Origin of the sequence: Sphingobacterium detergens (genome assembly GCF_003610355.1) — a bacterium.
Taxonomy (GTDB): domain Bacteria; phylum Bacteroidota; class Bacteroidia; order Sphingobacteriales; family Sphingobacteriaceae; genus Sphingobacterium; species Sphingobacterium detergens.
This window is the reverse complement of the sequence record NZ_RAPY01000006.1, coordinates 257,862-272,849: the sequence shown is the minus strand read 5'-3', so window position 1 is coordinate 272,849 and position 14,988 is coordinate 257,862. Positions and strand designations below refer to the sequence as shown.

Below are 14,988 nucleotides of genomic sequence, written 5' to 3'. Positions count from 1 at the left end.
ATGATGAAAAAACAACTGACAATTGCTTGCATCCTCTTAGCGATGACAACGATTCAAGCTAAAGCACAAAGCAATAAATTATTACTCAACAACCATCAATATACGGGTGCTGTTGCAAAGAAAAAAATGTATAAGGCGATCTATCAATTGGATAGCAATGATCCAAAAACAATTGAGAAGGCCATCCGAAATATCAACAACGTTTTGAAAGATCCTCGATTAAAAGGGCATCTTCAAATTGAACTGGTTGCTTTTTCAGGCGGGACAGAAGCTTATTTAAAAAAGAATAGTCAGTATGAAAAACCACTGCAGGACCTCGTAGAAAAAGGAGTTATTGTCGCCCAGTGTTTAAACACATTGGAAGAAAAACATATTGCAAAGGAAGAATTATTCGATTTTATCGGGTACGTCCCTAGTGGAAATGGTGAGTTAATCTTGCGGGCTAATGAAGGCTGGGTTATTGTAAAACCATAGTATGATGAAAAAGCTAATCCCCTTCACCCTCGCTATGGCCTTGTTCGTATCGACAAAAACTAAAGCGCAAGAACATCGCTTTGATCCTCCATGGAATAATCCCCCGGAATCAGCACTTAATTTTACGGTTCCTGGGATCGATAATATCCCCGATCTATATGGCGATATCGAAAATCCGCAGCTAACAGTTTTCTTTGCTGGTAATCAATTTATGGTTGTCGATGACCTATTAACATCTTTCAAAAAGGAATATCCTCAGTACGAACGTATTTTTGTAGAAACATTGCCTCCCGGAATTCTGGCAAAGCAGATAAAAGGGGGCTCCATCACCATCGGTAACCTACGCATTACGCACAAACCTGATATTTACACGGCAAGCAAACGCGCAATTAATGACATGGCTGATTATTTCAGTCATACCCAGACCTATTGTTATAACAATATATGTTTGATGATCCCAAAGGGAAACCCTGCAAATATCAAAACATTGAACGATCTGGGTAACTCCAATGTGCGCATTAGCATGCCCAATCCACTATGGGAAGGCATAGGAGAGCAAATTAAAGCATCGTATAAAAAAGCAGGAGGCGAACAACTGGTCAAGAAGATTATGGAGGATAAAGTAAAGGATGGAAGCACGCATTTAACAAAAATACATCATCGCGAAAGCCCGATGCGTATCCTTTATAGTCAAGCAGATGTCGCACCGGTCTGGACATCTGAAGTTGTTTATCAAAAACTTATTGGCCATCCGGTGGAAGGTATCACAATTCCGGACAGTCAAAATACCACGGCAACCTACGTGGCCGCAAAACTAAAAAATGCACCACACGCACAGGCGGCAGATGATTTTCTGAAATTTATGGACTCCCCTACAGCCAAGCAGATTTACAAGAAGTATGGCTTTACAATAGACTAAAAAAGAAAATGGATAATTAATTATCCATTTTCTTTTTTTACTTTAGGTCAAAATTAGTTGAATTGTATGGTTCTATTGCTCAAAAAACTCCATCGTTACTGGTATTTTATTAGCGTTCTACTTGTATTCATCGTATTATTCCCCTATATCTATTTTTTGGCCCAGCATCCAGAAAAGAACTATGCGCGGATTGCACGTATGAGGCGTTGGGTCTCGATTGGAGGATCGGCATTGGCAGGCGTATTTTTTAAAGTAACTTACGAATCGAAAATAGACTGGAACAGACCGATGGTATTATGTCCCAATCATACTTCAGTGCTTGATATCACAGCACTCACCTATTTATGCCCGGTCCCATTTTCATTTATTGGCAAGGCTTCTCTTCTTAAAAATCCCGTTACCCGAATATTTTTCAAAACCATAGATATCCCTGTCACGCGAAGGAGCAAAGTATCTTCATTTAAAGCATTTCAACGGGCTAATGAGCTTGTCCAAAGTGGTCGAAGTGTCGTTATTTTTCCGGAAGGAAAGATCGATGATGGATTTCCGCCTCAAATACATGCATTTAAGTCTGGTGCTTTTCGTATTGCCGTTCAAAATGATGTGGCTGTAGTGCCTATTATTATTGAAAATGCATGGGACATTTTCTTTGATGATGGCGCAAAAAGGGGGTCTCATCCGGGAATTGTTAAGGTACATGTTTTTTCACCTATCGAAACAAAAGACTTTGACGACAACAATGCGTCCGACTTGGAGAAAATTGTATATGACAAAATGCATTCCTATTGGATTATGAAGAATAAATCGTATTTTCATCAACCAGAGAACGTCCAAAAAATATGTCAGGAAAGATATTAATCGAAATTAAAGATATTGCGCGGGAATACCAAATAGGCTCAGAAACAATTCATGCGCTCAGTTCGGTTACACTCAATATCCATAAAGGAGAATTTGTAGCACTTATGGGGCCTTCAGGGTCAGGGAAATCCACATTGATGAATATCCTGGGTTGCTTGGACACCCCTAGTAGAGGTGAATATATCCTCAATGGGATTAATGTAAGTGACATGTCCGAAGATGAGCTCGCTGAAGTAAGAAATAAGGAGATAGGGTTTGTTTTTCAAACGTTCAATCTACTTCCTAAAAGCACCGCACTGGAGAATGTTGCACTTCCTTTGATCTATGCTGGATACAATAAGGCCACACGTGAAGAGAAAGCTACTGGCGCACTGGAAAGTGTTGGACTGGGACATCGTATGGATCACAGACCCAATGAGCTATCTGGTGGACAACGTCAGCGGGTCGCTGTTGCGAGAGCGCTGATCAATGATCCTTCCATTATATTGGCTGATGAGCCTACAGGAAATCTTGACACAAAGACATCCATTGAAATCATGGGTCTGCTCGAAGAGATCCACTCCAGGGGAAACACCATTATCTTGGTCACACACGAAGAGGATATTGCACTACATGCCCATCGTATTGTACGCATGCGCGATGGACTAATTGAAAACGATTATCCCAATGCTGATATTAAATCTGTATCGCCACGACTAAGTGCGCTGAATGAAAAGGGGAGCGACTTTGAGAATATTTAAAAATATTATTTCATTATAAATCAAACACTTATATTATTGACACAAAAATAACAGTTGATTTACTTGTTTAAGTTAAATTAAATGATAGTTTTGCGAAAATAGAGAACTTAAATTGTTTTTATATGTATTGGACATTAGAATTAGCTTCGCATCTAGAAGATGCACCATGGCCAGCAACAAAAGATGAATTAATCGATTACGCTATTCGTTCGGGTGCACCAGTTGAGGTGATTGAAAACTTACAATCTCTTGAGGATGACGGTGAGCCATATGAAAATATTGAAGAAATTTGGCCCGATTATCCAACAAAAGATGATTTCTTCTTCAATGAAGATGAATACTAGAAAATAAAAACGCCTTTAGTTAAAGGCGTTTTTTATTTCAGTAAATTAATCCATTGCCGTGAAGTTCAGTCTTAAGCTTATGAAAATAAAAGTAAAGGTATTGTTGTTAACGTTTGTAAGCTGTATACTCTATATTTCCGTGTTCGCACAGGAAAAGCCGGTTATTTCCGAAAATGTTACTGTATTAAAGCAATTTGTACATCGTCTCAATGATACCAATCTCGCTACGGACATCATTTTAAGCCAGGATATATTAACAGGGAAAAATCTAGATGAAGACCAACAGGAATATCTTCTGGCCAGCATAGATGAGATGCGAATCAACGTACAGAGCAAGGATATCAACAAATTGGAATATATCAACTTTATACAGGCCGGTCGAAAAGAAACTTTCGATATTGACCTTGAAGGAATAGATCCGAAACAGGTTTATTTCGTTAGGCATCTCAATCGTTTTGTTTTTGCTACTGTTATTCGGGACAAGAAAATAGCCTCCTTTACCTTGGTTTCTAAAGGGAACAATAAAGCACATTTCGTATTCTATTAGTCTTTTATTGACTTTATTGTTTGTTGGTCCAAGTAGACATACCTTCTATGGTATGCGAGCAAATCTGATGATACAATCTTCGTATTCTCGGAATAATAGGTGGGATGCTTTCACCTTGTTCCCTTTTTCTATGACATGCTGTTTGAAAGCAATTTTAAGCGTAACAAGCTTTCTTAAAAATTTTTCAATAAAAACACTTGCATTTTAAAATTCTATCAACCATATTTGTAATAACAAAAAACGGAAATGATAATAACTGTATTAAATAAAGCTTGGTGGTGGCACAACGAATAACGTTGTGGCAAACTCCTATTGCATTATTTGATATATACATCAAGATATGATGGGCTTGCCTGAATAAGGTAAGCCCTTTTTTATTTAAAAAATATTATGAAAGAAATTTTAGCCCATTTATTTGAATACAAGTCTTTTTCGCGACAAGAAGCTTATGAGATCTTGACGAACATTGCCAAAGGTAAATATGACAGTCATCAAATCGCTGCTTTTATGACAGCTTATGGCATGCGTAGTATTCGGGTGGAAGAACTTGGTGGGTTTAGAGATGCCATGTACGACCTATGCCTCCAATTGGATTTTGATGACTACGATCTGATCGACCTATGTGGTACGGGTGGTGATGGCAAAAATACGTTCAATATTTCTACAATTGCTTCTTTCGTTACAGCCGGTGCGGGCTATCAAGTTGCCAAACATGGTAATATAGGTGTATCATCGAGCTGCGGATCTTCGAACGTAATGGAGTATTTGGGTTATCAATTTATGAATGACAAAGCTGAATTACAGCGTCAGCTTGACGAAGCCAATATATGCTTCCTACACGCACCATTATTTCACCCAGCTATGAAAACAGTTGCGCCGATACGTCGTGCCCTGGGTGTAAAAACATTCTTTAACATGTTGGGGCCATTAACAAATCCGGCCAACCCGAAATTTCAATCTGTAGGTGTATTCAGCTTAGAGCTCGCACGTCTGTATGGTTATCTATACCAAAATACAAACAAACAATACTCCATTATCCATGCATTGGATGGCTATGATGAAATATCGATGACCGGCGATTTCAAGGTCATTAACAATCAGGGTGAAAATTATTATAATATGGAGGAACTAGGCTTTAGCCCTATTCTTCCCGAGGAACTCGCTGGTGGAGACAGCATCGCTGAAGCAGCAAAGACTTTTTTATCTATCTTAAATAATGAGGGTACAGATGTACAGAACAATGTAGTTTTGACAAATGCAGCATTTGCCATAAAAACATTTCATCCTGAAAAATCCTTTGGTGACTGTTTCTATGAAGCCGAGGAATCACTTATGGGAGGAAAAGCGCTCAAAAGTTTCAAAAAAATAACAAACCAGTAAAATGGCAGTCAAGATAAAAGTTTGTGGCATGAAATACCCCGACAATATCGTTGCGGTTACTGGTCTTGCTATTGATTACATCGGTTTTATATTTTATGAAAAATCCAAACGATTTGTTGGCAACGCCAACCAGGAATATATAAAAGAGCTTAAGGGTGTCATAAAAGTTGGTGTCTTTGTGAACGCAAGCTTAACGGAAATTTATCATAAAATAGACGAATTCAATTTAAATGCGGTTCAATTACATGGAGATGAAAGTCCTCAATTTTGTGAGGAGCTTAAACAACATACCGCTGTAACCGTGATCAAAGCTTTCGGTATAGACCAACATTTTGACTGGACAGTATTGAACGCCTATACCGGAGCAACTGACTATTTTTTATTTGACACCAAAAGTAACGCTTACGGAGGTACAGGCTTGCGATTCGACTGGTCTTTACTGCATCAATACAAGCTCGAGTATCCTTATTTCCTTAGTGGCGGATTGGATGTGGACAATATCAAAGACGCTTTGCAGGCGAATGATCCCAGGTTATATGCCTTGGATCTCAATTCAAAATTTGAAGTAGAACCGGGGTTAAAAGATATCGATCTTTTAGCCCACAGTATAAATAGTATTAAACAATGAGTATATACCAAGTCAATGAAAAAGGGTACTACGGTCCATTTGGTGGCGCCTATATCCCCGAAATGCTCTATCCCAATGTAAAAGAGCTACGTGAAGAATACCTCAAGATAATCGAAGAGAAAAGTTTTCAGGAGGAATTCAATCAACTACTCAGTGACTACGTAGGGCGTCCCTCCCCTTTGTATCATGCGAAACGACTGTCTGAGAAATATGGTACAACGATCTACCTCAAACGCGAGGATCTTAACCATACTGGCGCACATAAAATCAATAACACCATCGGACAGATTCTATTAGCTGAGCGTTTAGGAAAAAAAAGGATCATCGCAGAAACAGGTGCTGGACAACATGGTGTAGCTACGGCTACCGTGTGTGCATTAAAAGGGATACAATGTGCCGTCTATATGGGTGAAATTGATATCCAAAGACAGGCACCCAATGTTGCGCGAATGAAAATGATGGGTGCGGAAGTTATTCCTGCAACATCTGGTTCAAAAACGCTCAAAGATGCGACCAATGAAGCTTTGCGTGATTGGATCAATAATCCGGTCGATACACATTACATTATTGGCTCTGTTGTAGGCCCACATCCATATCCTGACATGGTTGCCCGCTTCCAATCCATTATCTCCGAAGAGACCAAAAAGCAGTTATTAACAAAAACAGGTAAAGAGAATCCTGACATCGTATTAGCTTGTGTGGGTGGTGGATCCAATGCCGCCGGTATGTTCTATCATTTTCTGGATGATGAATCTGTACAGTTGTATGCTGTAGAAGCTGCTGGACATGGTGTTGATTCCGGTGAATCTGCAGCGACAACAGCACTCGGAAAAGAAGGTGTACTGCATGGTAGTCGATCCATATTAATGCAAACTGAAGATGGTCAGGTAATAGAACCTTACTCTATCTCTGCCGGACTTGATTACCCTGGCATCGGACCGCAACATGCTTGGTTGTTTAAATCCGGAAGAGGAAAATATGTTAGCATCACAGATGATGAGGCGATGCGTGCGGGACTGGAGCTCACTCGACTGGAGGGTATTATCCCCGCAATCGAAAGCTCACATGCACTCGCTTATTTAGGAAAAATCCCTTTCAAGGGTGATGAAACCGTTGTCGTTTGTTTATCAGGACGCGGCGATAAGGATCTCGATAACTATATGAAATACTTTGATTTTTAACGCATGAATACGATTGAAAAAAAAGAAGGCAATCCCCTTCTATCGATATATTTTACAGCAGGATATCCCGAACTGGACAGTACGATCCGCATAGCCAAGAAATTGGAAGAAGCGGGTGCAGACTTTTTAGAAATAGGTTTTCCCTACTCCGATCCTGTTGCAGATGGACCTGTTATCCAACACAGTTCAGAAGTTGCTCTGGCCAACGGAATGACTGTCAAAAAATTATTTGAACAGTTACGTGAACTACGCCAACATGTGCAGATCCCAGTCTTCCTAATGGGTTACGTCAATCCTGTAATCCAGTTCGGTGTGGAGAAGTTTTGTGAAGAATGCAAAAATGTCGGTGTGAATGGTGTCATTATTCCAGACCTACCGATGTATGAATACGAGGACCTCTATAGGGAAACTTTTGAGAAAAACGGCATCGCAAATATCTTTATCGTAACGCCACAGACTTCAACTGAAAGGATCCGAAAAATAGATAGTCTATCCAATAGTTTTATTTATTTATTGTCCTCCAATGCCACAACTGGAAAAACACTGGATGTAGGTGAGGATACCAATGCTTATTTCAAGCGGATACATGATCTTCAGCTGAACAACCCTTTAATCGTTGGGTTCGGAATTTCAAACAGAGATACATTTCAAAAAGCAAGTCAATATACCACTGGTGCGATTATCGGTAGTGCATTTGTGAAAAGATTGACGGAGCAAGATTATATGAATCAGATCCCTGATTTTATAAAATCAATAAAAGGATAGTACAACAACAAAGTGCTAACGTGAATCCAACAGAAAACAACAGATTCACGTTAGTACCTTGTTCACCATTTCAAAAAGAAGCATTATTGCCCTATTGTAGAATACCTAAAGTTCCACTCCTTTAAAAGATATTTGCAAACTTTATTCATAATTTACTAATATTGTAGCGTAAATACGCTTTAGCTGATGATATATCTTTTAAGATCGCTTGTTTAGTCTTAGAATAATATACACAATCTGATTACATTCAGTTAACAACCAATTCATGTATAACCAATAGTTTCGCAAAATGAAGAGCAAGGCTGAAGATCTGAATTATACTGCCTGGATCATTCGCTTAAATGCAGGTGAAATGATAGCTTTTGAATGGTTGTACAATACGTACAAGCATCAACTGGCAAGCAACCTGCTTAAACTCGTAAAAGCGTCCGATATTGCAGAAGATATTCTTCACGATGTTTTCGTTAAAGTTTGGGAAAATAGAACAAAGATTGACCCTGAACGTTCCTTTGAAGGTTACCTTTATCGCATAGCAGCCAATATGGTAGCTGACTTTTATCGAAAAATCAGTAAAGATCGAAATTATCAGCAATATCTTGTCAATATCCAAGAAACTGTCTACCAACATATAGATGAGCTTTTGGAAAATAAATACCGAAGAGAATTGATAGATAAAGCATTGACAGAACTTCCCCCTAAATGTAGAACGGTATTTCAATTGTGCAAAATAGAGGGGCGCAGCTATGAGGAAGTTTCAGATCTTTTACAAATATCTCCCAATACGATTAGTAACCATTTAAATCGTGCCAATAAAAAAATATTACTGTTTCTACAGAACCCAGTAAATCTCCCTTATTTCCTTCTTCTTCTGTGGACTAAATAGCTCTTTCAAAAAAATAAAAAATAATTTCAATTTCGTGTAGTGACTTTTCATTAGCAAGGCGTAATAGATATAAAAGAAGTGCCTTGGAAAAGAAAAATTTGAATAAGCTGTTTCAGGATTTTATTGTCAACCGTTGCTCAGCTGAAGACATCGAACAACTGATGCAACATTTTGGTTCTACTGCATCCATCGAGAATCTTCGTGAGCTAATAGAAGAACAGATTTCTACGCAGCAATGCGAACCACCCACCCAAGTCGTTGAGTCGATCATTTGTGCTGTTGACAAAAAAATGGCACAAACACTAGCAACGCTTCAGGAGAGAGAAAAAAAACAAAGAAAAGTACAAAAACTATGGACATTTGCTTCGGCAGCAGCAGTACTAATCCTAGGCATGTTAACCATACTTTGGCATTACAAACCAAATATATCTGAAAATCTACCGCAAAAGTTTGTCGAAAAACATCCAACAGAAATACTTCCGGGGAAAAACCAAGCACGTCTGACACTTTATAATGGCGAAAAGCTTGAGTTTAACAAGCAACACACAATTAATGAGAAGAACAGCATAGCAAATCTGAACTACGAAAAAGGTCGATTGGTTTATGGCGGAAGTTCCGCTGAAGAAACTATTCAATGGAACGTGCTCGAAGTTCCAAAAGCTGGAACTTTTGAAATACAGTTACCAGATGGATCGACTGTTTGGATAAATGCTAATTCCAAGCTCTATTTTCCAAATCGATTTCCTACAGATGAGCGCTTTGTCAAAGTCGAAGGAGAAGCATTCTTTAAAGTACAAAAAGATAAAAAACGTCCTTTTAAAGTCCAAACTGGAGATCTCAATATTTCTGTATTAGGTACTGCTTTCAATGTAAGAGCCTATCATCCCAAACATGTATCAACCACATTGGTCGAAGGATCGGTCCAATTGACCTATCATGATCAGCACATCGTCATGACACCAGGGGAAAGAGCTTTTATAGATGAAAAAAACAAGTTAAAAACACAAGCGATAGATATTGAAGGTGCTACTGCATGGAAAGAAGGATATTTCTATTTTAAAGATGAAACATTAGGTAAGATATTACAAGATATTAGTAATTGGTATGATTTGAAAGTCAGCATAGTTGGAAATTTACCCAAGGGTCTATATAGTGGTAGTATGGATCGTAACAGTAAATTAAATGGCGTACTGAAAATGCTTGCAAATGTAGGCAACCTGGATTTTATCCTTAATGGCAATCATCTTACTGTTAAACAAAAAAACAAATAAAAACGCTGCCTATGATACGAAGTTAACACAAAAAAAGCGGAGATGGTGGTAACATCTCCGCAGTCTATTCAAAAAAGCTGTTCAAAAAAATCGTTAAACAACCTTAATTCAAAATTATGGAATATTTCTGTGATCGTAAAGAAACGATACAACTATGTCGTTTTTTTACGGAACATTATTTAATCATTAGAAGAATGAAATTGACAATCATCTTCATCTTGTTCTCAATTGGGCTCAATGCCAAAACAAACGGACAACAAATCAACCTATCAGTCAAGCACATGCGCTTGGATAATGTGCTAAAAAAAATAACACAACAGACTGATTATAAGTTTTTTTATTCAAGCGACCTGGTAAATAAAGCAGAACCAGTTAATCTTACAGTAGAACAGGCGTCTTTAGATGAAACATTGGAAAAAATCCTCGCTCCGAGAGGGCTGACCTACCAAAAGATGTCGCGAACAATCACAATTACGGCAGCCCTTAGGTTACAACAAATCGAGATTTCAGGGACTGTAAGGGATGAAAAGGGACCACTTGCTGGCGTTAATATCTATACAAAAACTGACAATAAAATTGGAACCCGCACGGATTCAGAAGGAAAATTTGCATTAAAGGTATCCGTTAACTCAACACTAGTCTTTAGTTTTTTGGGATACGAGAGAAAGGAAATTACAGTGAAAGACAAAGATCTTCAGGTAGTGATGAACCCAATCAGCAATGCGATGGCGGAAGTGGTCGTCACTGCCTTAGGTATTAATAAAGAGAAGCGGAAGGTGGCTTATGCTGCACAGGAAGTTAAGGGAGAAAGTCTGTCCGTAGCCCGTGAGCCTAATGTTGCGTCCAGCTTGGTTGGTAAAGTTGCTGGTCTCCAAATCAAAACTAAATCTACCCTATTTGAAAATCCCGAAATTACACTGAGAGGGGGCAATGCTACAATCGTCATTGATGGGGTTCCTGCCCCAGATGGCTTTAATATGTGGAGCATAAATGCAGATGATATAGAAAATATTACTGTATTGAAAGGAACTGCTTCATCAGCTTTATATGGTTCAGTAGCACAAAACGGTGCTATTATGATCACCACCAAAAAGGGCAAAGGCGGAACTGCAGGAATTGAACTCACCTATAACTCTAGTACGGAATTTCAAGCCGGATTCTTACGTATTCCCAAAACACAGCAGGACTATGGTATGGGATTTAATGGAAAATACGCGTTTGTCGATGGAAAAGGCGGTGGTATCAATGATGCCTATGGTTACGTCTGGGGACCAAAATTGAATCAACCTGATCCGAGCACAAGTAGCGGTTTTGTCGAAATACCACAATACAATAGTCCATTGGATCCAGCGACAAATAAATTGAAACCCCTTCCATGGATCAGTAGAGGGAAAGAAAATTTAAATAATTTTCTCACTAATGGCTTAATAACGACCCATAATTTGAGTGTGGCCGGATCAACGGACAAGTCAGATTATCGCATCTCATTATCTCACTTGTATCAGAAAGGCCAAGTACCCAACACCACGTTAAATTCTACCACATTAAGCCTAGCAGGGAAGCTCAAACTAAACAGTAAACTCGATGCCGAGGCAACACTATCCTATAATAGACAATACTCGCCTAATTATCCAAATAGTGATTATTCTCCTGATAATTATCTTTACAACATCATATTATGGATGGGACCTGATGTCGACATTCGGGATATGCGGAATTATTGGAAACCAGGGCGGGAAGGCTCGGAACAATTAACCTATAATTATAGCTGGTATAATAACCCTTGGTTCTTAGCATACGAGAAGGAAAGAGCCTATACCAATGATGTCATTGTATCACAAGGAAATATCAAATATAAGTTTAACAACGACCTAAAATTACTCGTTCGCGGTGGCATTACCACAAACTTTGCTAACAGTGAAAGCCGCGTTCCATATAGTTATATCAATTATGGTACTTCCGCAGCACCATATGGTAATTATAGCGTCAATCGTGATAATCGCATGCGTTTTGTCAGTGATGCACTATTGACCTATGATAAAAAACTATCCCAAGATTTTACGATTAGTGCCAGTGTCGGGGCGAGTACCAGATTAGACCAGTACAATAAACTGGAGTCTAGGACAACAGGTGGGCTCTCTGTTCCAGCATGGTACAACCTGGATAATTCCAGAGACCCTGTCCGCTCTACCAATGAACGCGTAGAAAAACAAGTATATGGAATGTATGGCTATGTTGATCTGGACTATCGTAATATGGCAACTTTAAGTTTAACAGGAAGAAACGATTGGACCTCTGCTCTACAATCCCCTTACAATTCATATTTCTATCCTTCAGCTTCCTTGAGCCTGATCGTATCTGAAATGTTCCATTTACCTACAGTAATCTCTTACTTTAAACTACGCGGTGCTGTAACAGATGCCACGACCGATATCAATGCCTATAGTGCGCTATTAAGCTACGAAATCGGTAGCAGATGGAACGGAAACCCTTCTTTGTATCTTCCTGATGCCTTACGTCCTCCAGGATTAAAACCCAACAAAACAATCTCTCAGGAATACGGTGCTGAGTTACGGCTATTTCGCAATCGGATCGGCGTTGATTTCACCTATTTCAACTATGACCGGACTAACAATGTTGTAGAAGTCCCCCTATCGGAAGCTTCAGGGTTTGCAAAACTTCAAGTAAATGGTGACCGTTACCGACGGAGAGGTATCGAAGTTGTCGTATCAGGAACACCTATACAGACGGAGAATTTTAAATGGAGTACAACATTAAATTACTCCCGATTACGTAATACAGTGCTTGAATATCAAGGTGGTGAAGAAATTCGCGGTGGTGTAAAAGTGGGGCAACGAATGGATATCTATCGCGGCTGGGCATGGCAAAAATCTCCAGATGGACAGATTGTCCATGAAAATGGAATTCCGCAATACATTAATCAGCAGGTCAATCTTGGCTATATGCTACCGAACTGGGAATTTGGATTTCTGAATAGCTTTCAATATAAAAATTTCGGAATTTCCTTTGCTCTCGACGGTCGTATTGGGGGGAAAACAAATAATGCTATAGAAGCAAAAATGTATGAAGGTGGTATGCATCCCAATACCGCAAATAGTTACCGTGACGATGCTTACCGTGGAGAAAAGACCTATCTTGCCGGTGGCGTAACACAAACCGGAGGAGATGTTACCTATGATGCCCAAGGTAATATAACCGGTGATTCCCGCACTTTCGTTCCTAATACCACCAAGGTAAACTATGTGGATTGGGTTTTTGCAACTTACACAAACGGAATTGATGAGTCAACTCTCTACGATCGAACTTTTGTTAAACTACGAGAGTTGACACTAAGCTATCAAATCCCCAGCAGCCTTTTAACCAAAACACCATTTAAGACAGCGAGTTTTTCATTGGTAGGACGCAATTTATTACTCTGGTCTAAGGTCCCTTATATGGATCCTGACGGATATAGTGACTTACAGCTCGCTGAACCGACCGTTCGTAACATCGGTTTCAATGTCAATCTTAAATTTTAATTGGAGAACTTATTATGAAAAAAACATATATTCCTTGGCTCGTTTGCTTATTCACCATGGTGACTAGCTGCAAAAAATTTGATTATTATCAAGACAACCCCAATAAACCGACCAAAGCTACGCCGGCATTATTAATGACCTATATCTGTCAGAATATCTTTAACAATAATCCTATCAGTGCAGCTTATGCCTCAAGGCACCTCACTTATTATGAACGACCTAACGAATCCATCAACTACAATTGGAATCGCGGCAATTATGATAATTATGGAGGTTTACGTCAAGTGCTCAAATTAGAACCTCTTGTTACGGACAACAAAAATTTCCAAGGACTTGCTCATTTGTTTCGTGTAATCTATTTTGCGCAAATGACAGAAACCTTTGGCGATATTCCCTATACAGATGCCCTTCGCGCCGAACTAGACGGTCGCACGCCAATCTATGACAAACAAGAAGATATCTATGATGGACTACTGCAAGAACTGGAGCAAGCAAACTCTCTCCTGGATACAGGAAATGGAAAAATAGACGGAGATATTATATACGGCGGCGATGCCAATAAATGGAAAAAACTAATAAACGCTTATCGATTACGTCTGCTCATTCATCTTTCAAAGAAAGAAGGCCAAACCAAAATAGCCATTAAGCAACAATTTCAATCTATAATCAGTAATCCAGTCAAATATCCACTCATGGGGAATATTGGTGACAATGCACAACTTGTATTCAATACCTCTGATCCCTCAAACTACTACCCTACAGCAGGACACCTAAGCGTTTCAACCTTAGTATCACTCGAACAATCTTTTGTAGAAATGCTTCAGAAAAGGGAGGACCCTCGTTTATTCTCATTTGGGGACGCTATCGCTGGTAAAACAGCGGGAGTTTTCTCAAACTATAAAGGCGTAGATGCAGGGCTCTCTCCTGCCGATCAACAAGCTAGTGCCGCTCAATCTTCGCTAATTGCCAGAAGATTTGTCGATCTTCGAAGTCCAGTGAATGAACCGATGATCTTTTTAAGTTATGCCGAACAGGAATTTCTAATAGCAGAAGCAATTCAACGGGGCTGGATCTCCGGAGATATGAATGATCATTATCAAAAAGGAATAACTGCATCAATGGCTTTCTATAAAATAACCGGAACGATCGTTTCTGATTACCTGAATAAGGGTCTTGTCAAATTAGAAACAGGCGATCCGCTAACAAAAATATTGACACAAAAATATATTGCTTTCTATATGAATTCCAGCTGGGAACCTTTCTTTGAACAGCGACGCACTGGTGTCCCTGTGTTAAGAGTTGGCCCCGGAACGTTAAATGGAGGTAAAATACCAAAACGCTGGCAATATCCGCTTTCTGAGTCGCAATATAATGAATCCAACCTGGATGCAGCTGTAAAGCGACAGTTTACCGAAGGAGATAACGTAAATGCCACAATGTGGTTAATAAAATAAAAAAC

At 39.3% G+C, this 14,988-nt stretch carries 14 protein-coding genes; all 14 read left to right on the top strand.

Features of this window, described 5'->3' with window-relative positions; all coding sequences use genetic code 11:
* The 14 genes from DFQ12_RS23860 to DFQ12_RS23795 all read left to right on the top strand — a co-directional run bounded on the left by DFQ12_RS23860 (position 1) and on the right by DFQ12_RS23795 (position 14,983).
* Entirely contained in the window at positions 1-474 is a 474-nt protein-coding gene (locus tag DFQ12_RS23860) for a DsrE family protein (protein WP_208642615.1), read from the top strand.
* 1 nt (position 475) lies between these two features.
* Positions 476-1,393, top strand: a complete 918-nt coding sequence (locus DFQ12_RS23855; RefSeq protein WP_244211836.1) for a substrate-binding domain-containing protein — start codon at positions 476-478, stop codon at positions 1,391-1,393.
* A gap of 66 nt (positions 1,394-1,459) precedes the next feature.
* Positions 1,460-2,251, top strand: a complete 792-nt coding sequence (locus DFQ12_RS23850) for a lysophospholipid acyltransferase family protein (RefSeq protein WP_120261558.1) — start codon at positions 1,460-1,462, stop codon at positions 2,249-2,251.
* Positions 2,233-2,991, top strand: coding sequence for an ABC transporter ATP-binding protein (locus tag DFQ12_RS23845; protein ID WP_120261557.1), 759 nt, complete (start codon positions 2,233-2,235; stop codon positions 2,989-2,991). Before DFQ12_RS23850 ends, DFQ12_RS23845 begins: the two co-directional genes overlap by 19 nt.
* 122 nt (positions 2,992-3,113) lie before the next feature.
* Entirely contained in the window at positions 3,114-3,335 is a 222-nt protein-coding gene (locus tag DFQ12_RS23840; protein WP_028072584.1) for a DUF2795 domain-containing protein, read from the top strand.
* Between the two features lie 79 nt (positions 3,336-3,414).
* Positions 3,415-3,882, top strand: a complete 468-nt coding sequence (locus DFQ12_RS23835; protein ID WP_120261556.1) for a hypothetical protein — start codon at positions 3,415-3,417, stop codon at positions 3,880-3,882.
* Positions 3,883-4,272: 390 nt separating this feature from the next.
* Positions 4,273-5,262, top strand: a complete 990-nt coding sequence (gene trpD / locus DFQ12_RS23830) for an anthranilate phosphoribosyltransferase (protein WP_120261555.1) — start codon at positions 4,273-4,275, stop codon at positions 5,260-5,262.
* A 1-nt stretch (position 5,263) separates the two neighbouring features.
* The gene (locus DFQ12_RS23825) at positions 5,264-5,890 is read left to right on the top strand and encodes a phosphoribosylanthranilate isomerase (protein WP_120261554.1); all 627 of its coding nucleotides are present in this window, start codon (positions 5,264-5,266) and stop codon (positions 5,888-5,890) included.
* The gene (gene trpB / locus DFQ12_RS23820; RefSeq protein WP_120261553.1) at positions 5,887-7,071 is read left to right on the top strand and encodes a tryptophan synthase subunit beta; all 1,185 of its coding nucleotides are present in this window, start codon (positions 5,887-5,889) and stop codon (positions 7,069-7,071) included. Before DFQ12_RS23825 ends, trpB begins: the two co-directional genes overlap by 4 nt.
* 3 nt (positions 7,072-7,074) lie before the next feature.
* Complete coding sequence (trpA, locus tag DFQ12_RS23815; protein WP_120261552.1) at positions 7,075-7,836, top strand: tryptophan synthase subunit alpha; 762 nt, start codon at positions 7,075-7,077, stop codon at positions 7,834-7,836.
* A 289-nt stretch (positions 7,837-8,125) separates the two neighbouring features.
* A complete protein-coding gene (locus DFQ12_RS23810; RefSeq protein ID WP_120261551.1) occupies positions 8,126-8,719 on the top strand; it encodes an RNA polymerase sigma factor in 594 nt (197 codons plus the stop codon).
* 83 nt (positions 8,720-8,802) lie between these two features.
* Complete coding sequence (locus DFQ12_RS23805; protein ID WP_120261550.1) at positions 8,803-9,990, top strand: FecR family protein; 1,188 nt, start codon at positions 8,803-8,805, stop codon at positions 9,988-9,990.
* Positions 9,991-10,184: 194 nt separating this feature from the next.
* Positions 10,185-13,529 (top strand): SusC/RagA family TonB-linked outer membrane protein, encoded by a 3,345-nt coding sequence (locus tag DFQ12_RS23800; RefSeq protein WP_167457345.1) that lies wholly within the window; start codon positions 10,185-10,187, stop codon positions 13,527-13,529.
* A 14-nt stretch (positions 13,530-13,543) separates the two neighbouring features.
* The gene (locus DFQ12_RS23795) at positions 13,544-14,983 is read left to right on the top strand and encodes a SusD/RagB family nutrient-binding outer membrane lipoprotein (RefSeq protein WP_120261548.1); all 1,440 of its coding nucleotides are present in this window, start codon (positions 13,544-13,546) and stop codon (positions 14,981-14,983) included.
* Positions 14,984-14,988: the final 5 nt, after the last annotated feature.

What these genes read in the sequence shown, in the direction of transcription:
- DFQ12_RS23795 (WP_120261548.1), top strand. Translation starts at nt 13,544, where the DNA reads ATGAAAAAAACATATATTCCTTGGCTCGTTTGCTTATTCACCATGGTG.
- DFQ12_RS23855 (WP_244211836.1), top strand. Translation starts at nt 476, where the DNA reads ATGATGAAAAAGCTAATCCCCTTCACCCTCGCTATGGCCTTGTTCGTA.
- trpB (WP_120261553.1), top strand. Translation starts at nt 5,887, where the DNA reads ATGAGTATATACCAAGTCAATGAAAAAGGGTACTACGGTCCATTTGGT.
- DFQ12_RS23860 (WP_208642615.1), top strand. Translation starts at nt 1, where the DNA reads ATGATGAAAAAACAACTGACAATTGCTTGCATCCTCTTAGCGATGACA.
- DFQ12_RS23845 (WP_120261557.1), top strand. Translation starts at nt 2,233, where the DNA reads ATGTCAGGAAAGATATTAATCGAAATTAAAGATATTGCGCGGGAATAC.
- DFQ12_RS23850 (WP_120261558.1), top strand. Translation starts at nt 1,460, where the DNA reads ATGGTTCTATTGCTCAAAAAACTCCATCGTTACTGGTATTTTATTAGC.
- DFQ12_RS23800 (WP_167457345.1), top strand. Translation starts at nt 10,185, where the DNA reads ATGAAATTGACAATCATCTTCATCTTGTTCTCAATTGGGCTCAATGCC.
- DFQ12_RS23840 (WP_028072584.1), top strand. Translation starts at nt 3,114, where the DNA reads ATGTATTGGACATTAGAATTAGCTTCGCATCTAGAAGATGCACCATGG.
- DFQ12_RS23810 (WP_120261551.1), top strand. Translation starts at nt 8,126, where the DNA reads ATGAAGAGCAAGGCTGAAGATCTGAATTATACTGCCTGGATCATTCGC.
- DFQ12_RS23835 (WP_120261556.1), top strand. Translation starts at nt 3,415, where the DNA reads ATGAAAATAAAAGTAAAGGTATTGTTGTTAACGTTTGTAAGCTGTATA.
- DFQ12_RS23825 (WP_120261554.1), top strand. Translation starts at nt 5,264, where the DNA reads ATGGCAGTCAAGATAAAAGTTTGTGGCATGAAATACCCCGACAATATC.
- trpD (WP_120261555.1), top strand. Translation starts at nt 4,273, where the DNA reads ATGAAAGAAATTTTAGCCCATTTATTTGAATACAAGTCTTTTTCGCGA.
- trpA (WP_120261552.1), top strand. Translation starts at nt 7,075, where the DNA reads ATGAATACGATTGAAAAAAAAGAAGGCAATCCCCTTCTATCGATATAT.